This is a genomic window from Flavobacterium ginsenosidimutans (genome assembly GCF_003254625.1).
In the GTDB taxonomy this organism is placed as follows: domain Bacteria; phylum Bacteroidota; class Bacteroidia; order Flavobacteriales; family Flavobacteriaceae; genus Flavobacterium; species Flavobacterium ginsenosidimutans.
Genome location: NZ_QJRJ01000080.1, coordinates 200188 through 223387 on the forward strand (window position 1 = coordinate 200188; position 23200 = coordinate 223387).

General features: G+C 32.8%; 22 protein-coding genes. 9 read left to right on the plus strand and 13 right to left on the minus strand.

Going from position 1 to position 23200, the window contains the following annotated elements; genetic code table 11:
* Positions 1-60 precede the first annotated feature (60 nt).
* The 3 genes from DM444_RS17135 (at position 61) to DM444_RS17145 (ending at position 2257) form a co-directional block, all read left to right on the plus strand.
* Positions 61-474, plus strand: a complete 414-nt coding sequence (locus DM444_RS17135) for a hypothetical protein (RefSeq protein ID WP_111288844.1) — start codon at positions 61-63, stop codon at positions 472-474.
* A 9-nt stretch (positions 475-483) separates the two neighbouring features.
* Positions 484-693 carry a hypothetical protein gene (locus DM444_RS17140; RefSeq protein WP_111288846.1) on the plus strand — a complete coding sequence of 70 codons (210 nt, stop codon included), beginning with the start codon at positions 484-486 and terminating at the stop codon, positions 691-693.
* A gap of 211 nt (positions 694-904) precedes the next feature.
* The gene (locus tag DM444_RS17145) at positions 905-2257 is read left to right on the plus strand and encodes a GH1 family beta-glucosidase (RefSeq protein WP_111288848.1); all 1353 of its coding nucleotides are present in this window, start codon (positions 905-907) and stop codon (positions 2255-2257) included.
* Positions 2258-2383: 126 nt separating this feature from the next.
* Here the strand turns inward: DM444_RS17145 and DM444_RS17150 are convergent, their stop codons facing one another.
* The 3 genes from DM444_RS17150 to DM444_RS23900 form a co-directional block, all read right to left on the minus strand.
* Positions 2384-2749, minus strand: coding sequence for a hypothetical protein (locus tag DM444_RS17150; protein ID WP_111288850.1), 366 nt, complete (start codon positions 2747-2749; stop codon positions 2384-2386).
* Between the two features lie 366 nt (positions 2750-3115).
* Positions 3116-3559 carry a hypothetical protein gene (locus DM444_RS17155; protein ID WP_239455704.1) on the minus strand — a complete coding sequence of 148 codons (444 nt, stop codon included), beginning with the start codon at positions 3557-3559 and terminating at the stop codon, positions 3116-3118.
* Positions 3531-3749, minus strand: a complete 219-nt coding sequence (locus DM444_RS23900) for a hypothetical protein (RefSeq protein ID WP_239455706.1) — start codon at positions 3747-3749, stop codon at positions 3531-3533. The genes DM444_RS17155 and DM444_RS23900 overlap by 29 nt, the downstream gene beginning before the upstream one ends.
* 581 nt (positions 3750-4330) lie before the next feature.
* Between DM444_RS23900 and DM444_RS17160 the strand changes: the two genes are divergently transcribed.
* The 3 genes from DM444_RS17160 (at position 4331) to DM444_RS17170 (ending at position 8073) form a co-directional block, all read left to right on the plus strand.
* Positions 4331-4516: a hypothetical protein gene (locus tag DM444_RS17160; RefSeq protein ID WP_111288852.1), complete on the plus strand. Its 186-nt coding sequence runs from the start codon at positions 4331-4333 to the stop codon at positions 4514-4516.
* A gap of 58 nt (positions 4517-4574) precedes the next feature.
* Positions 4575-6290: a tetratricopeptide repeat-containing sensor histidine kinase gene (locus DM444_RS17165; protein WP_111288854.1), complete on the plus strand. Its 1716-nt coding sequence runs from the start codon at positions 4575-4577 to the stop codon at positions 6288-6290.
* Between the two features lie 103 nt (positions 6291-6393).
* On the plus strand, positions 6394-8073 hold the full coding sequence (locus tag DM444_RS17170) for a tetratricopeptide repeat-containing sensor histidine kinase (RefSeq protein ID WP_239455707.1): 1680 nt from the start codon (positions 6394-6396) through the stop codon (positions 8071-8073).
* A 61-nt stretch (positions 8074-8134) separates the two neighbouring features.
* On the opposite strand, the gene DM444_RS17175 is transcribed toward DM444_RS17170, so the two are convergent.
* The 5 genes from DM444_RS17175 to DM444_RS17195 form a co-directional block, all read right to left on the minus strand.
* Complete coding sequence (locus DM444_RS17175) at positions 8135-9574, minus strand: TolC family protein (RefSeq protein ID WP_162614990.1); 1440 nt, start codon at positions 9572-9574, stop codon at positions 8135-8137.
* The gene (locus DM444_RS17180) at positions 9567-12734 is read right to left on the minus strand and encodes an efflux RND transporter permease subunit (RefSeq protein ID WP_111288858.1); all 3168 of its coding nucleotides are present in this window, start codon (positions 12732-12734) and stop codon (positions 9567-9569) included. Before DM444_RS17180 ends, DM444_RS17175 begins: the two co-directional genes overlap by 8 nt.
* A gap of 34 nt (positions 12735-12768) precedes the next feature.
* Positions 12769-13851: an efflux RND transporter periplasmic adaptor subunit gene (locus DM444_RS17185; RefSeq protein WP_111288860.1), complete on the minus strand. Its 1083-nt coding sequence runs from the start codon at positions 13849-13851 to the stop codon at positions 12769-12771.
* Between the two features lie 177 nt (positions 13852-14028).
* Complete coding sequence (locus tag DM444_RS17190) at positions 14029-14409, minus strand: hypothetical protein (RefSeq protein ID WP_111288862.1); 381 nt, start codon at positions 14407-14409, stop codon at positions 14029-14031.
* 139 nt (positions 14410-14548) lie between these two features.
* Positions 14549-14956 (minus strand): GNAT family N-acetyltransferase, encoded by a 408-nt coding sequence (locus DM444_RS17195; RefSeq protein WP_111288864.1) that lies wholly within the window; start codon positions 14954-14956, stop codon positions 14549-14551.
* Between the two features lie 176 nt (positions 14957-15132).
* Between DM444_RS17195 and DM444_RS17200 the strand changes: the two genes are divergently transcribed.
* Positions 15133-15696 (plus strand): outer membrane beta-barrel protein, encoded by a 564-nt coding sequence (locus DM444_RS17200; RefSeq protein ID WP_111288866.1) that lies wholly within the window; start codon positions 15133-15135, stop codon positions 15694-15696.
* Between the two features lie 41 nt (positions 15697-15737).
* Here DM444_RS17200 and DM444_RS17205 read toward each other — a convergent pair whose 3' ends face one another.
* The 4 genes from DM444_RS17205 to DM444_RS17220 all read right to left on the minus strand — a co-directional run bounded on the left by DM444_RS17205 (position 15738) and on the right by DM444_RS17220 (position 20642).
* Positions 15738-16346, minus strand: a complete 609-nt coding sequence (locus DM444_RS17205; RefSeq protein WP_111288868.1) for a hypothetical protein — start codon at positions 16344-16346, stop codon at positions 15738-15740.
* A 165-nt stretch (positions 16347-16511) separates the two neighbouring features.
* The gene (locus tag DM444_RS17210; protein WP_111288870.1) at positions 16512-18389 is read right to left on the minus strand and encodes a M1 family metallopeptidase; all 1878 of its coding nucleotides are present in this window, start codon (positions 18387-18389) and stop codon (positions 16512-16514) included.
* Between the two features lie 287 nt (positions 18390-18676).
* Positions 18677-20257: an NADP-dependent glyceraldehyde-3-phosphate dehydrogenase gene (locus DM444_RS17215; protein WP_111288872.1), complete on the minus strand. Its 1581-nt coding sequence runs from the start codon at positions 20255-20257 to the stop codon at positions 18677-18679.
* A 73-nt stretch (positions 20258-20330) separates the two neighbouring features.
* Complete coding sequence (locus DM444_RS17220) at positions 20331-20642, minus strand: rhodanese-like domain-containing protein (RefSeq protein ID WP_095929060.1); 312 nt, start codon at positions 20640-20642, stop codon at positions 20331-20333.
* Positions 20643-21020: 378 nt separating this feature from the next.
* Here DM444_RS17220 and DM444_RS17225 point away from each other — a divergent pair, with 378 nt between their 5' ends.
* Together DM444_RS17225 and DM444_RS17230 are read left to right on the plus strand one after the other, a co-directional pair.
* On the plus strand, positions 21021-21647 hold the full coding sequence (locus DM444_RS17225; RefSeq protein WP_111288874.1) for a Crp/Fnr family transcriptional regulator: 627 nt from the start codon (positions 21021-21023) through the stop codon (positions 21645-21647).
* Positions 21648-21919: 272 nt separating this feature from the next.
* Positions 21920-22705, plus strand: coding sequence for a sulfite exporter TauE/SafE family protein (locus tag DM444_RS17230; protein ID WP_111288876.1), 786 nt, complete (start codon positions 21920-21922; stop codon positions 22703-22705).
* A 90-nt stretch (positions 22706-22795) separates the two neighbouring features.
* Here DM444_RS17230 and DM444_RS17235 read toward each other — a convergent pair whose 3' ends face one another.
* Positions 22796-23182, minus strand: a complete 387-nt coding sequence (locus DM444_RS17235; protein WP_111288878.1) for a helix-turn-helix transcriptional regulator — start codon at positions 23180-23182, stop codon at positions 22796-22798.
* Positions 23183-23200 lie beyond the last annotated feature (18 nt).

The following is a 23200-nucleotide window of genomic DNA, read 5'->3' on the forward strand; positions in this document are numbered from 1 at the left end:
TTCTAATTAGATTTATCGCAACCAAATAAGCTTCTAACTCTAACTAAAACCACATCGCCTATGCAAAAAAACTACTCTATTTTACTTTTAATATTCTTTTTATTTTCCTGTAAAAAAGCTAGCGCTCCGCCTCCATTACCGCAAGTAAATTCATTTTACAAACCCGTAATTCAGGCAGAAGATCGAAAAACTATTACGCCGGAAGAAGCCAAAACATATCATGTTAATACGACTTACAAATATGAATATCGAACTGGACATCCCGGTAATTACGAATACAATTATGATGTAAAAGGAATAAACATCAAAGGCGATTCGGTTTTTGGCAATATCAATACACAAGGAAAATATGGAGCTGGAATTTTAAAAACCGACAGCATTCCTGAACTAGAAATCAATACCGAATGGGTTTCGAATGGAAAACTAAAAGCTCTTGACAAAAATGGAAATGAATATCAGTTAATCGTTAAATAAAATTTTTCCATGAAATATATTTTACCTCTACTTTTTATCTTTTTAACTTCTTTCAGTCCGCCAGAAACAAATGTATATATCTGCGGGCCAAAAGGCGCAAAGAAATATCATTATAATGAAAACTGTCGCGGTTTAAGTTCCTGCAGTCACGGAGTTGTAAAAACATCTCTTAAAGAAGCTCAAAGTTATGGTTTAACACTTTGCGGATGGGAAGATTAAACATCTTCCCATTTTCATATTTAATCATTTGATAATAATCACTTTACAATAATTTCACATTAGTTTGTTTAATTTGATATAAAACTAATCGTCATGAAATTATTTAATCTAAATTTTCTAGTTTCTTTCAAAGAATGGCTTTTTCTAAGAGCTATGCAATCTTCTTTCCTACATTAATAAATAGTTTAAAAATAAAGGAAAGTACGATTGAATGAATAAAACTGAAAGCTCATTTCTGAACAAAAACCAATTTGGTGAAGATTTCTTGTGGGGTGTATCAACCGCTGCTTTCCAAATTGAAGGTGCGCATGATTCAGACGGAAAAGGTTCTTCTATTTGGGATGTTTTTACTTCTCAAAAAGGAAAAATAAAAAACGGTCATCATGCCATAACTGCCTGCGATTTCTACAACTCTTATCAGGATGATATTGATCTAATACGCGAATTGAATATTCCGAATTTTAGATTTTCCATCAGCTGGCCTAGAATTATGCCAACTGGTGTGCATCCTATAAATCAGGCAGGAATCGATTATTACAACAAAATTATAGATTCATTGCTTGCTTCTGGAATCGAACCCTGGATTACACTTTATCATTGGGATTTACCGCACGAACTGGAATTAAAAGGCGGATGGACAAGTCGCGAATCGGTTTCTTGGTTTAAAGAATATGTTGAAGTTTGCGTACAGTATTTTGGTGATCGCGTAAAAAATTGGATGGTAATCAATGAACCTTCTGTTTTTACGGGAGCTGGTTATTTTTTAGGCATTCACGCGCCTGGCAAAAAAGGAATTACCAATTACCTGAAAGCCATGCATCATGTTACTTTAGCAACTGCGGCAGGCGCCAAAATAATTCGAAATCGGATTCCGCAAGCCAATATTGGTACGACATTTTCGTGTACACATATAGAACCAGCAACCGACAGCCAGAAAGATATTGAAGCCGCAAAACGTGTAGATACTTTACTAAATAGAACTTTTATTGAACCCATTTTAGGATTAGGTTATCCGCAGCAAGATCTTCCGGTTCTTAAAAAGCTTAATTCATATATTTTAGAAGACGATTTAAACAATCTTAATTTTGATTTCGATTTCATTGGATTACAATGTTATACAAGAGAAATTGTAAAATCAGCAATGCTCATTCCGTATATTGGTGCTGAATTGGTAAGCGCCGAAAAAAGAAATGTAATCTCAACCGAAATGGGTTGGGAAGTTTATCCGCCTGCACTCTATCATGTTCTGAAAAAATTTAATGAATACGAAGGAATTCGAAAAATCATTATTACCGAAAACGGAGCTGCTTTTCCAGATACGGTTACAAATGGAAAAGTTTATGATATAAAGCGAACGCATTATATTCAAGATCATTTGGAACAGATTTTAAAAGCCAAAAACGACGGATTAAATGTCGAAGGCTATTTTGTATGGAGTCTTACTGATAACTTTGAATGGGCCGAAGGTTACAATGCGAGATTTGGCTTAATTCACGTGGATTTTGAAACACAGAAAAGAACCATTAAAAATTCTGGATTATGGTTTAAAGATTTTCTATCTTAATAACTTAACCGCAAAGAACATCTGGTTTAACAGCTACTTTTATAAACGCAAAGTTCGCAAAGCTTTTTCTATAGCTTTACGAACTTTGCGTTTTTCGTTTGCGGTCTTTGCAGTTAAAAAACAGTCTTATTGAAATCTAAATTTGTAATTCTGTTTTAAGATTCCAACATGGATTTTTCCATTGCTTTTTAAGTGAGTTGTCACCATAATATATTTTTCTTCCGGATATTTTATATCATAGCTAAAAGTCGTGTCTTTTGCTTTAACCTGAAGCAGATGTTTTCCCTCATCAGATATTGAAAGATCTATTGTTTCATAAGTTGGCAATTCTTCTGTTGCATTTAAATTAATGTCTTGAACTTTCTTTTTATCCAGAAATACTTCTAGTTTCAACTTATCAAGTTCCATATTCGTTGGCTGTTCAAAAGAGACAACATATTTTTTACAGCTAAAAGTGCATAAAACGATTAAAAGTAAGAGAAGCTTTTTCATAAAAGAGGTTTTAAAACGGATAGTTATTAGAAAATCAAAAATCTATTTAATGTTCGATAAATATAAATAATTTTATTACAATTTGGCTGTTTCGAAAGTTCATTTTCTACTTCAAAATTTATCAAGTTTGAGTAAAGAAATTTTTCAAAAAAAGGTCAAAAAAAAGACTAAAAAATTCATTAATTTATTGATTTTTAGTAGGTTTTACGGATTTTTTTTCTTATCTTTATTATCTAAATAACAGTAAATATATGCCGAAAAACGAACTTTTTAAATGCCAAAATTACTCTTCAAAAAATTATTCTTTTTATCTCTTCCAGCATTTTATTTTTGAAAATGCAATCCAAAATCATTTAGAATTTATTTCTATTCTTTTTTCTTCACCAAGTTTAAACACGCAGAAGAAACAAGCACAACTGCACCAACTGCAACCGTAATTATTTTTTCGGGCTGTATTTTCTGAGCTATTTTTTTAGAAAATTCATCTGCCAAATCAAATAAAAGATTTCCTTTTTTAGGAACTTCTTTCGACTCTTCATTTTCATTTTCCACAAAACTCTTAAATTCTATGCTTTCATGTCTGACTTCAACACTTGGCTTCACGTCTGCCTTACTTTCAAGCTGTTTTGCTTCAACAATTCTATATTTTTTATCGAAATTTTTAAAAGGCCGCGGCTGAAAATCGACCATAATTGCCGCAAGATTTATCGCGTCAATGTTGTGTGGGTCAGTTTCGTTTTTGAAAAAAGTCTCAATCGGTCTGAATTTATCTTTTTGCTCCTTAAACTTGTTTTTTTTTGGTATGGTCAAAATCTAAGCAAAACAAATTTCTAAAAACATTCAAATCGTCTTGAGTTGGCTCATTTTCAAAAATAAGCCAGCACAAATCGCGAAGTTTCCCGCGAGAGGGACTGTATAAATAATCAAAGTATTGTCCTTCTTTTTCGATCTCGTATTTAATTTTAATCGACTTTTTATATTCTTCTAATGTATTAATCATTTTGCCTTTTTTAAGAACTTCATTTGACTCTTTATTTTCATTTTTCACCGAAACAATTTTTTTCTATGCCTTTATTTTTGACCTCTGCTATAAGATCCATATCAGCATTTCAATTTTTGTTCCAAATCTATATTATTTATATATTTTTTTTAAGGGTTCGCAACCAACTTTTGTCGGACTTATTGCATCTATTTATAATAGAGATTTATTTAGAATTAAATAACATTTAATAAAAAAGTTAGGCCTTTCCTGATTTGTTGTATTAGGAATTCTCGGGAATTCATGGGAATCTTAGGAAAATGCAGGAATTCCGGGAATCCCTTATCAACAGTGCTCTAAAAGCGCCTTTACTTTGCATAAGAAATTAGTACCAGTTTTGTCTGCAGACTAAAACAAAAATAAAAAACTAGTTCTAATTATCATTGTGGAAAACCGTAAGACCGAGTTTATTCGGGAAGTATAAATTACGTCTTACAGTTCTACACACGACTTCCCCAAAAATCAATTTTGGTATCGCAATTCCAAGATCTGGATAATTCCCGGACAGCAATACCTATGTCTAATTTCTAAATTAAATTAAAATGAAAAAACTAATACTTTTTATCGCTTTTGCGTTAATATTCACGATATTTTCTTGTACTCCTGATGAGTACGAGACACAACCAGTCAAAAAAATTGAAAAGGTTAAAAAGCCTTTACAAGCTGGTGATCCAAATCCTGATGGTCCTGGTGACAAAGGAAGCACACCACCACCAATAAAACCATAAGCTAAAAATATATTTTTAGTATCTAATTAATTGTTATTTTCGGGGAAAGTAAATTTGTATGTTACGGTCCCCGTTTTTCTATTTTATTATAACTCTTTTTCTTTTCTCCTGCGAAGAGAAAAAGCCTGTTAATCCTAAGAAAGAATCTATAGAAAAAGAGGCGATCATTTTGCGAGATAAGGCTATTGAAAGTTTTGACAAACAAGACTTCAACACATCGTTTTATCAATTCAATAAATCAAAAGCACTTTTTGAAGTCATAAAGGACAGTGTCAATATCTCGTACATACTTATTAGAATTGCAGAAATTCATCAAAGAAATGGAGATTATTATGGTAGTAAAGAAATAATTACCGAAGCATTGCCGTATATTAAAAAAGAAGTTTATTCTGCTAGCGCAAATAATTATTTGGGCATCGCAGACAAAGAACTTTCTCTTTATGATGATGCAATTTTTTACTATAAAAAAGCAGCAGATGAATATACGGATCCACTCTATAAACATGGTCCTCTACAAAATATTGCGGTTGTATATACTCAACAAAAAAAATACGTTGAAGCAATTCATATCTTAGATTCTCTTTTAAAATCTCTTTCAAGCAAACAATTAAAAGACAAAGCTATACCAAGTGATAAATCTATACTTTTAGATAACTTAGGATATGCTTATTTTAAAAAGGGAATGAATGAAAAAGGATTCCAATTAATGACTGAAGGCCTCCAAATCAGAATTGATACTAAGGATACTTATGGAAGCATTGAAAGTTATCTTCACCTTGCTGATTATTATTCTAAAAAAAACGCAAAGAAATCAGACGAAAACGCTCTTTTAGCGTACAAAGCTGCTACAAAACTTAATAGTGTAGATGAAAGACTTGAAGCCCTACAGATTTTAATTTCAAATGATAACAGTTCTAATACTCCCAACTATACACAAAAATATTTTACTCTAAATGACAGTATTATTAAAGTTCGAAATAACTTTAAAAATAAATCTGCTAAAATAAAATACGATTCTAAAAAAGAAAAAGACGAAAACGAAAAACTTCGTCTGGAAAAAGCAGAAAATCTTTTATCCTTACAAAAGGCAAAATATATGCGAATAGTATTTGTAATTGTTTTTATCTTTTTAGTGATTTTAATTGCAATTTTAATTCGTTATTATAAAAATAAGAATAAGGCAATCGAATTTAAAAGTTCGTACGATACCGAAACCCGAATTGCTAAAAAGATCCATGATGAACTTGCCAATGATGTTTTTCAAGTAATTGCTTTTGCCGAATCACAGCCATTAGCTGTAGAAAATACCAAAGAAAATCTGCTCCAGAAATTAGATGATATTTACGGTCGTGTGAGAGGAATTTCTAAAGAAAATAATAAAGTAGAAGTTGGAACAGGTTTTATTAAAAGCATAAAAGAAATGCTTTCGGCTTATAATACCAGCGAAAGAAATATTATGAGTACTAATTTAGAAAGTGTACACTGGGAAACAATTGATGAGATAAAAAAGATCACTATTGGACGCGTTTTACAGGAATTAATGGTGAATATGAAAAAACACAGTAAAGCCAGTCTTGTTATAATAAAATTTGAAAGTGATGCAAAATCAATCTTCATAAATTACACAGATAACGGAATTGGCTGTGAAAAAACGGCTATTTCAAAAAATGGCCTTCAAAACATGGAGAGTCGTATCGAGACGGTCAAAGGAACTATAGAATTTGATACTGAACCAGACAAAGGTTTTAAAGCTAAAATTGTAATTCCTAAATAAACAAAAGCCTTTTTCTTCAAATTTTTAGAAAAGAGTTTAATTAATTGCTACTTTTCGGAAAAAGTAAATCTATATGTTGCGCGCCCAACTTTTTTATTTTATTATGCTTATTTCTCTTTTTTCCTGTAAAGAAAAAAAGAGAATTGATCCTAATATCGAATCTATAAAAAAAGAAGCGCTCAGTTTACGAGATACGGCAGATATAAATTTTGAAAAGCAAAATCTTAATACTGCTTTTTATCAGTTTAACAAATCCAAAGAACTTTTTGAAATTGTAAAAGACAGCCCCAATATTTCGTACGTGCTTATTCGGATGTCAGATATACAGCAAATTAACGGAGACTATTACGGCAGTAAAGAAACAGTAACCGAAGCTATACCCTATGCTAAAACATTTGAAAATCATATAAGTTCCATAAATAATAGCTTAGGCATTGCTGACAAAGAACTTTCCCTTTATGATGATGCCATTTTTTACTACAAAGAATCGATTAAAGGTTCTAAAAATCTGGAAGACAGTCATTCTCCTCTAAGTAATATTGCGGTTGTTTATATGCAACAAAAAAAATATAATGCCGCAATTACTCTTTTAGAATTTCTTTTAAGTCAAAAGTTTATAGAGAAAAAATCTAATGCAAGTTCTAAAGCGAGAATACTGGACAATTTAGGTTATGCGTACTTTAAGAATGGAATGCATCAAAAAGGATTTGATTCAATGAATCAAGGTTTGTTGTTAAAAAATGAAATTAAGGACAATTATAGCAGTATTGAAAGTTATCTTCACCTTGCCGATTATTATTCAAAAAGAGATGCTCAAAAATCAGATGAAAATGCTCTTGCCGCTTACACTATTGCTACAAAACTAAATAGTGTTGAAGAAAGATTGGAAGCACTACAAATTTTAATTTCTAATGATAACACTCCAAATACTAACAAATACATACAGCATTACTTTACGCTAAATGACAGTCTTATTAAGGTTAGAAATAATTTCAAAAATAAATCTGCCAAAATTAAATATGATGCTAAAAAGGAGAAAGATGAAAACGAAAAACTTCGTTTGGAAAAAACAGAAAATCTTTTATCCTTACAAAGAGCCAAATATATGCGGATTGTATTTGTAATTGTTTTTGTCTTTTTAATGATTTTAATAGCGCTTTTAATCCGTTATTATAAAAATAAAAACAAGGCAATCGAATTTAAAAGTTCGTACGATACCGAAACCCGAATTGCTAAAAAAATTCATGACGAACTTGCCAATGATGTTTTCCAAGTAATTGCTTTTGCGGAATCATTGCCATTACCTAAAGAAAATACAAAAGAAAATCTGCTCCAGAAATTGGATGATATTTACGGTCGTGTGAGAGAAATTTCTAAAGAAAACAATAAAGTAGAAATTGGAACAGGTTTTATTAAAAGCATAAAAGAAATGCTTTCGGCTTATAATACCAACGAAAGAAATATTATAACCACTAATTTAGAAAGTGTAAACTGGGAAACAATTGATAACATAAAAAAGATCACTATTGGACGCGTTTTACAGGAATTAATGGTGAATATGAAAAAACACAGTAAGGCCTATCTTGTTGTGATAAAATTTGAAAGCGACAAAAAATCAATCTTCATAAACTATACGGATAATGGGATAGGCTGTGAAAAAACGGCTATTTCAAAAAATGGTCTTCGAAATATGGAGAGCCATATTGAGACCGTCAAAGGAACAATTGAATTTGAAACAGAACCAGATAAAGGTTTTAAAGCAAAAATCGTAATTCCAAGATAAAAAAAAGCCTTTCAGGATTTTACTCCCGAAAGGCTTTTTATCTACAAATTAAGTGGCAATATTATTTCCATCCGCCGCCCAAGTCTCTGTAAACATGGACTGCAGCATTTAATTGTTCTTTTTTAGTATCCACTAATTCCAATTTAGCTTCTAATGCATCTCGTTGAGTCATCAAAACTTCAAAATAGTCTACTCTAGCCGATTTAAACAAATCATTCGAAACATCGATAGATTTATTTAAAGCGTCAACTTGCTGTGATTTTAAATCGTAACCTTTTTGAAGATTTTCGATTTTAGAAAGCTGCGTTGAAACTTCTAAATAAGCATTTAAAATCGTTTTATCGTAATTGTATAATGCCTGAAGCTGTCTTGCATTGGCGCTAGAAAATTCGGCTTTAATTGCATTTCTATTGATTAATGGCGCTGCAAGATCTCCTGCTAAAGAATACAACAATGATTCTGGGAACGTAAACAAATATGATGGTTTAAAAGCTTGAACTCCAAAAGCAGCTGAAATGTCCAATGAAGGATAAAATTCTGCACGAGCTACTTTTACATCTAATTTTGCTGCTACCAATTCCAATTCTGCTTGTTTAACATCTGGACGGTTCATCAGCAATTGAGATGGAACTCCAGAATTTACAACTGCTGGAAGCAAATCTGTAAAATTGGTTTTGTCTCTTTTTATATCCTGAGGATAACGTCCTAACAAAAAGTTGATTTTATTTTCGTTTTCTTTAATTTTCTGAAGAATATCAAACTCTAAACTTTTTGAAGTTAAAACTTCTGCTTGGAATTTCTGAACTCCTAATTCTGTTGCTCTAGCCGCTTGCTTTTGAATTTTTACAATTTCTAAAGCGTTACTTTGTAATTCAATAGTTTGTCTTACAATTTCAAGCTGACTGTCTAAAGCCAATAATTCATAATATGAATCAGCGATTTCTGCAATAAGATTTGTAACAACGAAGTTTTTACCTTCAACAGTTGCTAAATATCTGTTTACTGCTGCTTTTTTAGAATTACGCAGTTTTTTCCAGATATCTACTTCCCAATTCGCGTAAGCGGCAATTGTATAATCTGGCAACGGATCTGGTGTTTCAACTCCCGGTTTAATTTCAGTTGTAGCATCACCCGCACCTTGACTTGTGTATCTACCCACTTTTTCTATTCCTGCTCCTGCACGAACTCCTACAGTTGGCAATAAAGCTCCTTTTCGAACACGAATATCATTCTTTGCAATTTCGATTTCCTGCAAAGTCATATTTAGTTCCTGATTGTTTTTTAACGCAATATCAATCAGCTCTACAAGATTTTGATCTTTAAAGAAATCTTTCCATTTTAGAGCAGACATATTGGTTGTATCCTGCGGTTTTTCGGCACCAAATCCTTCGGGAACCGGAGTGCTTGTGCTTGCAGTTTCAGGCGCAGGAGCTTTACATCCTGCCACGGCAAGACATAAGCTCAATGCAATACTGTATTGATATAATTTTATTTTAGACATGATTGTTATCAATTTCTTCTGTTAATGGATTCTCTTCTTCATGTTTTACCAGTTTGTGTTTTTCGGCGATTTTACCAAAAATGTAATACAAACCTGGAATTACAAATACTCCGCAGATTGTTCCGATAAGCATACCTCCAGCTGCTGCAGTTCCAATCGTTCTGTTACCAATTTTACCTGGACCAGTTGCAAAAGCAAGAGGTAATAAACCAGCGATAAAGGCAAATGAAGTCATCAAAATTGGACGGAACCTTGCTTTCGCACCTTCCATTGCAGATTGTAAAACAGTCATACCTGCAGCATGTCTTTGAATGGCAAACTCTACGATCAAAACGGCATTTTTACCTAATAATCCGATAAGCATTACCATTGCAACCTGAGCATAAATATTGTTTTCTAATCCAGTTAATTTTAATAAAAAGAAAGCTCCAAAAATACCCGCTGGCAAAGAAAAAATTACTGACAACGGAAGAATAAAACTTTCGTATTGAGCAGCTAATACCAAGTAAACGAATCCTAAACAGATCAAGAATACCCAGATTGCTTGATTTCCTTGTGCCACCTCATCGGCAGAAATACCTGCCCAGTCAATGTCATATCCTCTTGGTAATTTTTCGGCAGCAATTTTCTGAATTACTTTAATTGCAGTACCAGAACTATAACCCGCCGCTGGAGAACCACTGATTTGTGTTGAGGTATACATATTATGACGTGTAATTTCTGAAAGTCCGTACACTTTTTCTAACTTCATAAAAGCAGAAAAAGGCACCATTTCATCACGATCATTTTTTACATACAATTTCAAGATATCATCAGGCTGTGCACGATATTCTGGCGAAGCTTGAACAATTACTTTGTAGTTGATACCAAATTTAATGAAACTGATTTCGTAGTTACTTCCCACAAGAGTTGACAAAGTATTCATAGCATTTTCAATCGAAACGCCTTTTTGCTGTGCCAAATCATTATCGACTTTCATCATATATTGAGGAAAACTAGAGCTGTAAAAACTAAATACGTTTGTTAATTCTGGCTGTTTGTTTAATTCGGCCACAAAATCATTATTTACCTGCTCCATTCTCTTATAATCTACAGAACCCGTTTTATCTAATAAACGAAGCTCAAATCCTCCAGCAGCACCATATCCTGGTACAGCAGGCGGTTGGAAAAACTCGATATTCGCACCTGTAATATCTTTACATTTTTCCTCCATTTCATGCATAATCTCAAGCACAGATTCTTTTCTTTCGCTCCAATCTTTAAGGTTAACCAAACAAGTTCCTGAGTTTGCTCCAGTACCTTCAGACAGAATCTCATAACCAGCTAAAGAAGAAACAGATTTCACTCCGTCGATATCTTCAGCAATTTTCTGAACGCGCTCTGCAATATTATTAGTTCTCTCTAAAGATGAACCTGGCGGTGTCTGAATAACGGCATAGAACATTCCCTGATCCTCATTCGGAATAAATCCAGAAGGAACACTACTACTGATAATCCATGTACCAGCACAGAAAACAAGAAGAGAAACAATTGTAACTACTCGTCTGTTAACAATTTTTGCCAATACATTTTGATATTTACCTTGTGCTAAATTGAACTTTTCGTTAAAAGCATCAATAAATCTATTTGCAGGAGTTTTCTTTTTAGGTTGCCCATGATTGTTTTTCAACATCATCGCACAAAGCGCTGGAGTCAACGTTAAAGCAACTACACCCGAAAGTATAATAGCTGTTGCCATAGTTACAGAGAACTGTCTGTAAAACACCCCTACTGGACCAGACATAAACGCAACCGGAATAAATACCGCAGCCATTAAGAATGTAATTGCAACAATAGCTCCTGCAATTTCGTGCATTGCTTTTTTAGTTGCTTTAAATGGCGAGAGATGTTCTTCTTCCATCTTGGCATGGACGGCTTCGATAACCACAATCGCGTCATCGACCACGACTCCAATTGCCAATACTAAGGCGAATAATGTAATTAAGTTCAACGAAATATCGAAGAATGTCATAAATATGAATGTTCCAACCAAAGAAACTGGAACCGCAATTGCTGGAATTACCGTAGAACGCCAATCTCCTAAGAAAAGGAATACTACTAAACCTACCAGAATAAAGGCTTCTACTAAAGTGTGGATTACTTTCTCGATAGAAGCATCAAGGAATTTAGAAACATCATACGAAATTTCGTAATCCATTCCTTTTGGAAATCTCTGTTTAATTTTTTCCAGTTTTGCTTTTACTTCTTCGATAACTTGATTCGCGTTACTTCCAAAAGACTGTTTCAATACAATAGCCGCAGATGGTCTTCCATTCAAATTCGAATAGATATCATACATCGAGCTTCCAAATTCAACTTTGGCAACATCTTTTAATCTTAAAAGCTCTCCATTTGGATTTGCTTTTACTACGATATTCTCGTATTGTTCTTTTGTTGTAAAACGTCCAGAATATTTCAATACGTACTCAAATGCTTGAGAACGTTTACCAGAACTTTCCCCTGTTTTACCTGGAGAAGCCTCCAAACTCTGACTAGATAATGCTTCCATTATCTCATCAGCCGAAATTTTATAAGCCAACATACGGTCTGGCTTCAACCAGATACGCATTGCATATTCACGTGTTCCTAAGATATCTCCAGAACCAATACCGTTTACCCTTTTTAACTCCGAAAGTACGTTGATATCAGCATAGTTATACAAGAATTTCATATCGGTATTTTTGTCTGTACTGTAAAGGTTCACGTACATCAACATACTCGGTACTTCTCGTGTAATTTTAATACCTTCTCTAATTACTAATGGAGGAAGTTTATTGGTAACCGAAGCCACACGGTTTTGAACGTTAATTGCAGCTTGATTTGGATCTGTTCCTAAGTTAAATACCACTTTGATTGTAGCTTCACCGTCATTTCCTGCATCAGAAGCCATATATTTCATTCCTGGAACTCCGTTTAAGGCTCTTTCCAAAGGAATAACAACCGCCTTAATCATCAATTCACCATTAGATCCTGGATAATCTGCGGTAACGTTCACCATTGGTGGTGAAATTGTAGGGAATTGGGTAATTGGTAAGTTTAATACCGATAAGATTCCCAAAAAGACAATTATCAGCGATATTACTATCGACAGAACAGGTCTTTGTATAAATTTATTAAACATTTTTGTATTTTTTAATGATTAAAACCCAGTAAACCTATTCTGCTTTTAAACGTAAATGATTGATTACCTCTTTAGGAGATTCGTACTCAAATTTAATTTTGTCGTTTTCTTTTACTTTCTGAACTCCTTCAAGCAAGATTTTATCATTTTCTGTAAGACCAGTTTTGATTACATACAAATCAGGGATTTCGCCCGTAATTGTAATTTCTCTAGAACTTACTTTATTGTCTTTACTTACTACAAAAACATATTTTTTATCTTGAATTTCGTAAGTCGCTTTTTGTGGAATTACAATAGCGTTTTTAAGAGGAACGTTCATTTGAACTTGTCCTGTTTCACCATTTCTAAGTAATTTTCCTGAGTTAGGGAATCTTGCTCTGAAAGCGATATTTCCAGTTTCATTGTTAAATTCACTTTCGATAACTTCAACATTTCCTTTGTCTTTAAAAGTATCTCCGTTAGCTAATACTAAAGCAACTTTATTATCTGCTCTGTCTTTAATATTAGTTTCATATTGAAGATATTCTGGCTCAGAAACATTGAAATAAGCAAACATCTGACTATTGTCTGAAAGGCTTGTCAATAATTCGCCTTCGTCGATAAGACTTCCTAGTTTTAATGGAATTCTATCAATTGTTCCGTCAAAAGGAGCTTTGATTTCTGTGAATGATAAATGTAGTTTTGCTAATGAAACCTCAGCTTTTGCAGATTGCAATTTTGCTTGAGCTACACTAAGTTCGTTTCTAGAAACGATATTTTTGTCTGCCAATAATTTAGCATTTTGTAATTCGATTTCAGCTGATTTTTGTTCAGCTTGAGCTTTTAGTAATTCTGCCTGATACATATTCGGCATAATTCTAAATAAAAGTTGTCCAGCTTTTACAAACTGTCCTTCATCAACATAAATATTTTGTAAAAACCCTTTTTCCTGGGCACGGATTTCGATATTTCGAACAGATCTAATCTGAGAAACATAGTCTTTTGTAAATGAAGTGTCAATTTTTATCGGATTTGTTACTGTAAACTTTTCCGCTTCTTCTTTTTCTTCTTTTTTTTCTGCGCAACTGGTTAAGCACACCAAGGCCATAAAGCCTGTGAACAAGATAATTCTTTTCATGATTTTAAAATGGAAATTAAGCGATTGAATGCTTGGAATACATAGATTCCTTAAAGATGGTTAGACACCTGAAAGCCCTAGCTTGACCTCAATTTTCATATAAGTGGAAGTAAAGAAATAATATACATCAACAAGATATGCAGATCGCAACTCAGGCAACCGATGTATACTTTAAAATCAAATTCTTAATACGCGTTGAGTAATGTATAAAGGATTTGAATGCCCGAAAACGGGTGTAGAAATTTTAAAACGATTGGAATCATTTACAACAGATTGATCTGATAGTGTCAGATACAAATGGTCTACTAAACTGTAAGTTGTTGCAAAAAATTTATTCGTAAGTCCATCAACATCATCACTTCCTAGAAGATCTTCTTCAATATCAACGTCTGCATCTTCTATAATTGAAGATCCTCGATCTTGACTGGTGAATTTAACTCGATGTTTCTTTTCAAGATTATGGTGTTGAGGTAAGCCAAAAGTATTTGCATTAAGATATTGGCCTCCGCCGAACAGAAGCATATTCATGAATACTAAAAATACTATTAACTTTCTCATTTGGGTGCGAAAGTAGTAAAAGATTATAATATAAAAAATAAAATAAGAAAGTCTTAACATTGCTTTTTTTACGAAAACGTTTTCAATTTAAATCAATGATTTAAAATGCTTAAAAAAAGACCAAAATATTAAATATCAATCACTTAAATACATTTTCCATAATAGTAAATTCCTGTCCCGCTTTGACAAAAGAACTTCCTGTATCGATCATTCCGAACTTTTCATAGAATTGCTTCTTCTCTGTTCTAGCATTGCACCAGATTTTTTTCACTCCTTTTTCTTTCGCAGATTTAAAAATATAGTTCAATAATTCAGATGCAATTCCTCTTCCTTGATAAGCATGTAAAGTCGCTAATTTTCTAAACTGCATCTCATCATTTACAATAAAACAAGAAACAATTGAGACTAATTGATTGTCTTCAAAAACACCATAATGCAATCCAGAATTATCTTCTTCGAGCTGCACAAACTCAAAAGGCTGATCTGGCCACATTACTTCATGCCTAATCTGCCAAGTATCTGATGCTTTAATTGCTTTTATTTCCATTGTAAATTATTTCAAGTGAGTCAAAATTAATTCATTTTGATGGAAATTAGAAAAGCAAAATAAAAAACTGCATCAAACTCACTTTCAAAACTTTACACAAAAATAAATCAGACAAATCATTCAATTTAAATCTATTATGAGTATTTTTATATCACCAAAATCAAATAAATTCGGTTATGAGAAAATTCTTTTTAGCAGTATTTTTATGTATTTGTGCAAATGGTTTTGCGCAGTTAATACAAATTGGCCCTCAAGTTTCAACCAATATTACTTCTGTCAATACAGATAATTTCAGTTCTGATCATACCAATACTGGAATCGGTTTTGCGGCTTTTGCCAGATTAAATCTTGCGCTTTTTTACGCTCAAGGCGAATTTGGCTATGCAAAAACGAATTTCAGTGTTTACCAAGATGGCGTTGGAGAAACAGAATTTAAATTGGCTGGAACAGATGCTACCTTAATTGCTGGACTTAAAATTATTCCATTAGGAAAAGCTGGTAATGTAAGAATCTTTGCTGGGTACAACTGGAAGAATTATTCAGACATTAGTACCAGTAATAATCTCAATTCTATCGCAATAGAAAGAAATAATCACAGTGTACTTGGAGGAGTTGGAGTTGATGTCTGGAGATTGACATTTGACGTGCGATATCTTGCAGGTTTAACTGATATTGATTCTTCTGGCGGTGAAGTTAAAACAGGCGTAACAAACTTGTCACTCGGGTTTAAATTCTTGTAAAATACAATTCATAAAAAAGGGAATCATTTGATTCCCTTTTTTTAGATCTTAACGTAGTAACTTTCTTCGTTATCACTTTTTATTTTTTCTATTCCTTCTTTGGTTTTAACTGCAACGTTAATTACATGCAATACATTTGCTTTTTCATTAATACTGCAATTCCAAATTGTTCCATCAGAAAGTACAATTTCTGAAAATAAAGACACTGTACTATTAGCATCATTATAAATCAAATTTTCTTTTTTAATAAGTTTTCTCGTTTGAGTCTTTTTATCTACTTCATAAAACGAAATAGTATCTTCTTTAATTTCTATAATTTCTTCAACTGCAGATTGATTACTAACAGCTGCATTTGACCAGACTGGCTGATTACCTGATTTTTTCCAAGTTCCTACAGCTTGATCCAAAATTTCCTTTCTCAAAACATCACGTAAAGTATCAACCTTTTTAGCTGCTTCTTTTCCTATTTCATTTTCAGGTTTAATCTTTGCAACTAACGAAAATAAATCAATAGCTTTCACAAAATCCGATTTTTTGTAATACGAAATGGCTAATTCGTATTTGTTTTTTTGAAAAACAGTTTTCTGATCATTCTGCCCATATAATTGAGCGGCAGCCAATAAAACAATAAGAGCAAATGTATTTTTCATTCAAAAATTTGTAGGTTTTTTATTATTTTACAAACATAGTCTTTTTTGCAAAAACTTCTTTACGGTTTTCCATAATTTGTAATATTTTTATTCATTCAAAATAAAAAATGTCTCTTTATGTAATAATAAAGAGACATTTTTAGATATAGTGTAAAAATTACTTAGTTATTTAACATTTAAAACATTGTTTTCTGGCGTTGCATCCATAAAAATACCTCCGTCAAGTTGGATTTGATCAATTTTTTTAGTGCTTTTCAAAACTATTTTTGCCGTTTTTTGATTTTTCTCCCAAATTGCTGGCGTCTGATGAAGTGTTACTTTCGATTTGTCAGCATAAGTAATAATTACATCAAAAGGAATTGCAAAACCTCCAATGTTTTCTACAGTTATAATTTTCTTATCTGCAGAAATACCTTTGACAGCGATATCTAAATAGTTATTGGTAAAAAACCAATTGTTGAAAAACCAATTTAAATTCTTTCCTGTTGTTGCATTAAAGGAATTGAAATAATCCCACGGAATTGGGTGTTTTCCATTCCATGTGTCCATATAAGCGTGCAAAGCTTTTTTAAACAAATCATCTCCTAACATATCTTTCAAAGCCAAATAAGAAAGAGAAGCTTTTCCGTATGAGTTATTTCCATAACCAGCTCCAGAAACCTGCGTAGACATTGTTATAATAGGCTGGTCTTGTTCTGAAGAGCGATCGTAGATATAATGGCTTACTCTAAAGTCCTTATAAAATTTATCTGCTGATTCTTTACCACGCTCTGCAATTGCGATTAGATATTCGAAAGTCGTTGCCCAACCTTCATCCATAAATGCATAACGAGTTTCGTTAATTCCCATGTAAAAAGGAAAATAAGTATGAGCAACTTCATGATCTTGAACCAATTGTGCAAAAACAGCATCTCCCATTTCCGAGTCGTTACACATCATTGGATATTCCATATCTGCGAAACCTTGAAAAGCTGTCATTTTTGAAAATGGATAAGGAACTCCTGGCCAATTATTTGAAAACCAATCTAAAGCATATTGATTGTTTTTTACAGAGTTTACGAAATCTAATCCTTTTACATCATAAGCTGCCTGAACACTTGCACGACGATTTGTCTTTTTATCAACCACAACACTGCTAGCATCCCACAAATAATGATCGCTTAAACCAAAACATACATCAGAAATATTTTTAGCTTCAAATTTCCAGACATTCCAATCGTATTGTTTAGTCACAACGCCGTCTTTCATTTCTTGTTCATTAGCGATATGAAGAATTTCATCTGTTGTATAAGATTTCTTTAAACGCGCTGCAAATTCTGGCTGTAAAACTTCGTCTGGATTTAATAAATCTCCCGTCGCATAAACAACATAATTTTTAGGTGCTTTTACAGAGAAAACGTAGTCATTAAAGTCATTATAAAATTCCTGACGATCTGTATGAGGCAATTTATCCCAGCCATTATAATCATCATAAACAGAAACTCTTGGATAACTGTAAGCCACAAAAAAAGTTGTTTCGTCAATTTGCCCTTCTCTTCCGCTTTCTTTAGACAAAGGGTAATTCCACTGAATATTTAAAACTGTTTTTGAATGAGGCAAAATCGGTTTTTTCAGTTTTACACTTTCTACAGTTCCCCAATTTTTAGCGTCTTCTTTATAGACCTCATTTTCTATTTTTAATGAAGTAATCGTTAATCCGTCGCTTAAAAAATCGTTGCTAACGCCACTACCACGAGGCGAAGAAGGTTTGTGAAGGTTATTTACAAAACGAATAGCAATACTTTTTAAAGTATCCTTGCTATTATTTTCATAAATAATGGTTTCTGTTCCGCTGACCAATCTCGTTTTCGGATCAACTGAAATCTCCATGTTGTATTTTCCGTGATTCTGCCAATAGTTTACTCCTGGTTTTCCGTCTTTAGAACGTGTTCCCTCTGCATAAGCTTTTTTAATATTTCTTGGCATGTAAAGCTCTTGTGCAAAGTTATTTTGAGCAAAAAGAACAAATGCTATTAATGCAAATTGCAATATTTTCTTTTTCATAAATGATTCTTAGATCTTTAAAATTATTTATATAAGACTGCTGTTTGAAGGCAATGTTACAAATTTAATTATTAATTGTAAATTGTTAATGGTGAATTGTAATTAGTGAGATGTAAAATATGAAAAAAACTTTAAAATATTTTTAACTCCTCATTTAACTTTTGATTTTTCACTTTTCATGATCAAAGAAATCTTAGAATCTCAGAACCTTAGCATCTTAAAAAGAAAAACCGCCTGTAACCAAAAGGCAACAGACGGAGTCTACAATTAATATATAACTTTGATGGCTACAAAATATAATCAGTATTAATAAAATTCGATTCTTTGCTGTTAAGCAATTCCTGCAGAATCTCATTATTATAATCGATATCCTTTGAAGCTACAAACGTACGAATTGAGAAAGAACGCAAAGCATCTGGAATACTCAAAGTTCCTACAGCAGAATCTTTTCTTCCTGTGAAAGGGAAAGCATCTGGCCCTCTTTGGCAAGAACTGTTGAGGTTTACTCTACAAACTAAGTTAACTAAAGCATCAATTAGCGGCGCAAGGGTTTTTATGTCTTTACCAAACAAACTTACTTGCTGTCCGTAATTTGATTCTGCCATATCTTTTAAAGGCTCTTTAATATCTTTGAAAGAAAGCACAGGAACAACTGGTCCAAACTGCTCTTCGTGATACACACGCATTTCTTTGTTTACTGGATATAAAACCGCTGGAAAAATATAATTATCAGTGTGTTTTCCACCTTTTTCATTTATCACTTTAGCTCCTTTATGAACAGCATCATCAATTAAACCTTGAATATATTTTGGTTTGTCGGTTTCTGGTAGCGGTGTTAGAGCAACTCCCTTTTCCCACGGGTTTCCAAAAACTAAACTATCTACTTTTTCAGCAAAACGTTTGTTGAATTCTTCTCTGATAGATTCATGGACATATAAAACTTTCAACGCTGTACAACGCTGTCCGTTAAAAGACAAACTTCCTGTAATACATTCTTGAATAGCCAAATCTAAATCGGCATCTGGAAGAATAATTGCTGGATTTTTAGCTTCTAAACCTAAAATCAAACGCAATCTGTTTTTGTTTGGGTGCTGATCTTGTAAAGCAATCGCCGATTTACTGTTTCCAATTAATGCCAAAACATCAATTTTTCCAGATTTCATAATCGGAGAAGCTACTTCGCGTCCTCTACCATAAACAATATTAATTACACCTTTTGGAAAACTGCTTCTAAAAGCTTCTAACAATGGCGAAATACATAAAACACCGTGTTTAGCAGGTTTGAAGATTACCGTATTCCCCATAATCAAAGCAGGAATCAGCAATGAAAAAGTTTCATTCAAAGGATAATTGTAAGGTCCAAGACACAAAACAACTCCAAGAGGCCCACGACGAATCATAGCGTTTACACCTTGTACTTTTTCAAAGTGCGAACTGCGTCCGTTTAATTCTTTATAGCTGGCAATAGTATCGTAAATATATTCTACCGTTCTGTCGAATTCTTTTTGCGAATCTCCTAATGATTTTCCAATTTCCCACATTAAGTATTTCACTACTTCTTCGCGGGTTTCTTTCATTTGTTTCACAAAATTCTCCATGCTTTTAATACGATCGGCAACTTTCATAGTTGGCCATAAACCTTGCCCCATATCGTATGCATTGGTAGCAGCTTCGATAACTTCTGCTGCTTCTTTTTCTCCCATAAAAGGAATAGATCCTAATAAAGTTGGAGTATACTTTTCAGTTGAAGAAATAGTAGAAAACACAGGTGTGGTTTGCCCTGTCCATTGTTTCAATTCTCCATTTACAAGATAAGTATCTTGGTTTATCAGACTAGTAATCTGATATTCTTCTGGTATAAAACTCATAATTTGGTTATTTAATGGTCTGGTAATTCTATTGCCAAAAGAAAAAAGAGGCTTTTGTATGCCTCTTCTTCTTTTATGGTTGTACTGTTTCGCCTTCCCAATCTAGGATTCCTCCAAGCAGATTGTAGGCATTTTCGATACCCAATTCGTTCATGATCTGGCATGCTTTTGCACTTCTAGCCCCAGAACGACAGTATACATAATAATTTTTATTTTTGTCTAATTCTTCGATTTCATAGATAAATGCCTGCCCTTTATTGATATCAATATTAAGAGCATTCTCAATGTAGCCGTCATTAAATTCGTCTTCAGTTCTTACATCAAGTATAACTGCATTTTCGTCAGCTTCTAACTGAGCAACCCAATCTTCTTGTGATAAATTCATAATAAAATGTGTTTTTGTAAAATTACGACGTTTCTATATATAAAAAACGTACCAAATGCGATTTCGATTATTATTCTCAGAAAACGTTTTAGAGAAAGTATTATAATCAGTGAATTACAAATTTAGTTACTATTTTTAAAAATTCAGCCTACAAAATCGATAGAAAATAGGATTTTTTCATTTACATAAAATTAATCTTAAATGTAATTTTATGATAATTTATCCCAAATCAAACTATTATCTTTGCAAACAATTATAATTTTTAATCTCTTTTTGATAAAAAACCAAAGATATTAAAAAGTTACATCTGTCAGTTCGAGCGAAGTCGAGAACCTAAACATCTCGACTCCGCTCGATGTGACAAAAATTATTTAAAAAATGCAGCATTCCTTAAAAACCATATTTCCTAATTTTTCCAACGAACTTGTTGCCACAATTGAAGAAAACGGAAGTCTTCAAGATTTTAAAGCCGGAACCATTTTAATGCGCACCGGTCAATACATCAAGAATACCGTTTTGATCATTAAGGGAAAAATCAAAATCTATCGCGAAGGTGAAGATGGCGGAGAGTTTTTAATGTATTATCTGCAGCCTGGACAAGCTTGTGCGATATCTATGATTTGTACGGCAAAAAGCGAAAAAAGCCAAATTATGGCAAAAGTAGTCGAAGATGTTACCGTGATGATGATTCCGTTGCAATTGATGGACAAATGGATGATGGAACACCGTTCTTGGTACGAATTTGTAATTGAAACCTACCGAAGCCGTTTTGAAGAAGTTCTCGAAGTGGTTGATAATATCGCTTTCCGTTCTATGGACGAAAGATTAGAATTTTACTTAAAACGTCATTCTGATGCTTGCGGTTGTTCTGAAGTAAATTTATCGCATCAAGAAATCGCAACTGAACTAAATACTTCTAGAGAAGTCGTTTCCAGATTACTCAAAAAAATGGAACAACGAGGTCTAGTCAAACTCAACCGAAACCAGATTGAATTATTGAAATAAAGTTTTTTTTCTGCCACAGATTAAAAGGATTAGATGGATTTTTCTATTCTTAATAAAAAAAGAAATCCTAATAATCCTTTTAATCTGTGGCTAAAATATTTTTTGTTGTCAGGCTGAGCGAAGTCGAAGCCTCACAAAGCATTTCGACTTCGCTCAATGTGACAAAGTAATTCGCGAAAATTTGTACAATTCGTGGCGAAAAAAAATCTTCTGTGATAAATGTTACTGTAGGTTTCTAATTTCCGAAGCAACTTTGCATCAAAATAAATGCAATGGAATATTTAGGATTTTTTGCCTCAATCATAATCGGAATCACACTTGGCTTAATTGGCGGAGGCGGTTCTATTTTGACCATTCCAATTTTAGTTTATTTATTTAAAGTAAATCCTGATCAGGCAACTTCTTATTCTTTATTTATTGTCGGATTAACGGCATTGTTTGGAAGTTACAGTCATTACAAAATGGGGAATTTAAAATTAAAATCGGCTTTGTATTTTGCAATTCCGTCTGTAATTTCGATTCTAATTATCCGTGAAGTAATTTTCCCTCAAATTGCAAAAACCATATTTTGCGTTGCATCTTATACTGTCTCAAAAGATTTCCTAATTATGATAATCTTTTCTGTATTGATGATTACCGCAGCAATTTCGATGATTAAAAAGAATGTTCCTGAAATAAAATCGACAGAAACAAACTATTTACAATTAAGCATAATTGGATTTTTTGTCGGAATCGTAACTGGATTTCTAGGCGCAGGCGGCGGATTTTTAATTATTCCTGCTTTGCTTTTTTTTGCCAACTTACCAATGAAACAAGCCGTCGGAACTTCATTATTAATCATCACCATTAACTCATCAATAGGCTTTGCCGGCGATTTATACATTGGAACACCAATAAATTACACTTTCTTGTTAAGCGTTTCTGCTATGGCTTTAATCGGAATGCTTATTGGAAGTCAGTTTTCTAAAAAAATTGACGGCACAAAATTAAAACCACTTTTTGGATGGTTTGTTCTCGTAATGGGATTTTATATAATTGCTAAAGAAGTTTTGTTTTAAAAACAACTTCAAAAAAGATAATTTTAGTTTCACTTGTAGAGTAATCTTTGTCAAAGCTTTTACACTTTGACAAAGATGAAACTAAAACGTTTAAATTTCCCCAAATTTATCTTTATATCGTTCTAGTTCTATTTCAGTTCTATTAAGCAGTTTTTCTAGCAATTGAATTTTGTCTTCGTAAAGTTCCTTTAAAATTGAAGTATTGTCGGCGTTGATTAAAATACTTCCGTTATTATTTCCAGTAATTTTATTGAAACTATTGAAATATTTATCATAATCAAAACTAATTATATCCTCGACACTGACATCCAAAATTTTTCCTATTTCGACTAATTTTTCATAACTCAAAGACGTTTTTCCTTTCTCAATTTTACTGTAACCCGCCTGAGTTACACCTAATCTCTCTGCCATATATTCCTGAGTATAATTTTTTAACTCTCTAATATTTTTTATTTTGTTCTTAATTGTTGTGGCCATAATTCTCTCTGCTTTGGG

Coding starts and splice junctions, on each gene's coding strand:
- DM444_RS17175 (WP_162614990.1), bottom strand. CDS start 9,574: ATGTCTAAAATAAAATTATATCAATACAGTATTGCATTGAGCTTATGT.
- DM444_RS17195 (WP_111288864.1), bottom strand. CDS start 14,956: ATGGAAATAAAAGCAATTAAAGCATCAGATACTTGGCAGATTAGGCAT.
- DM444_RS17210 (WP_111288870.1), bottom strand. CDS start 18,389: ATGAAAAAGAAAATATTGCAATTTGCATTAATAGCATTTGTTCTTTTT.
- DM444_RS17235 (WP_111288878.1), bottom strand. CDS start 23,182: ATGGCCACAACAATTAAGAACAAAATAAAAAATATTAGAGAGTTAAAA.
- DM444_RS17200 (WP_111288866.1), top strand. CDS start 15,133: ATGAGAAAATTCTTTTTAGCAGTATTTTTATGTATTTGTGCAAATGGT.
- DM444_RS17140 (WP_111288846.1), top strand. CDS start 484: ATGAAATATATTTTACCTCTACTTTTTATCTTTTTAACTTCTTTCAGT.
- DM444_RS17190 (WP_111288862.1), bottom strand. CDS start 14,409: ATGAGAAAGTTAATAGTATTTTTAGTATTCATGAATATGCTTCTGTTC.
- DM444_RS17185 (WP_111288860.1), bottom strand. CDS start 13,851: ATGAAAAGAATTATCTTGTTCACAGGCTTTATGGCCTTGGTGTGCTTA.
- DM444_RS17165 (WP_111288854.1), top strand. CDS start 4,575: ATGTTACGGTCCCCGTTTTTCTATTTTATTATAACTCTTTTTCTTTTC.
- DM444_RS23900 (WP_239455706.1), bottom strand. CDS start 3,749: ATGATTAATACATTAGAAGAATATAAAAAGTCGATTAAAATTAAATAC.
- DM444_RS17180 (WP_111288858.1), bottom strand. CDS start 12,734: ATGTTTAATAAATTTATACAAAGACCTGTTCTGTCGATAGTAATATCG.
- DM444_RS17170 (WP_239455707.1), top strand. CDS start 6,394: ATGCTTATTTCTCTTTTTTCCTGTAAAGAAAAAAAGAGAATTGATCCT.
- DM444_RS17205 (WP_111288868.1), bottom strand. CDS start 16,346: ATGAAAAATACATTTGCTCTTATTGTTTTATTGGCTGCCGCTCAATTA.
- DM444_RS17230 (WP_111288876.1), top strand. CDS start 21,920: ATGGAATATTTAGGATTTTTTGCCTCAATCATAATCGGAATCACACTT.
- DM444_RS17220 (WP_095929060.1), bottom strand. CDS start 20,642: ATGAATTTATCACAAGAAGATTGGGTTGCTCAGTTAGAAGCTGACGAA.
- DM444_RS17225 (WP_111288874.1), top strand. CDS start 21,021: ATGCAGCATTCCTTAAAAACCATATTTCCTAATTTTTCCAACGAACTT.
- DM444_RS17150 (WP_111288850.1), bottom strand. CDS start 2,749: ATGAAAAAGCTTCTCTTACTTTTAATCGTTTTATGCACTTTTAGCTGT.
- DM444_RS17145 (WP_111288848.1), top strand. CDS start 905: ATGAATAAAACTGAAAGCTCATTTCTGAACAAAAACCAATTTGGTGAA.
- DM444_RS17160 (WP_111288852.1), top strand. CDS start 4,331: ATGAAAAAACTAATACTTTTTATCGCTTTTGCGTTAATATTCACGATA.
- DM444_RS17135 (WP_111288844.1), top strand. CDS start 61: ATGCAAAAAAACTACTCTATTTTACTTTTAATATTCTTTTTATTTTCC.
- DM444_RS17215 (WP_111288872.1), bottom strand. CDS start 20,257: ATGAGTTTTATACCAGAAGAATATCAGATTACTAGTCTGATAAACCAA.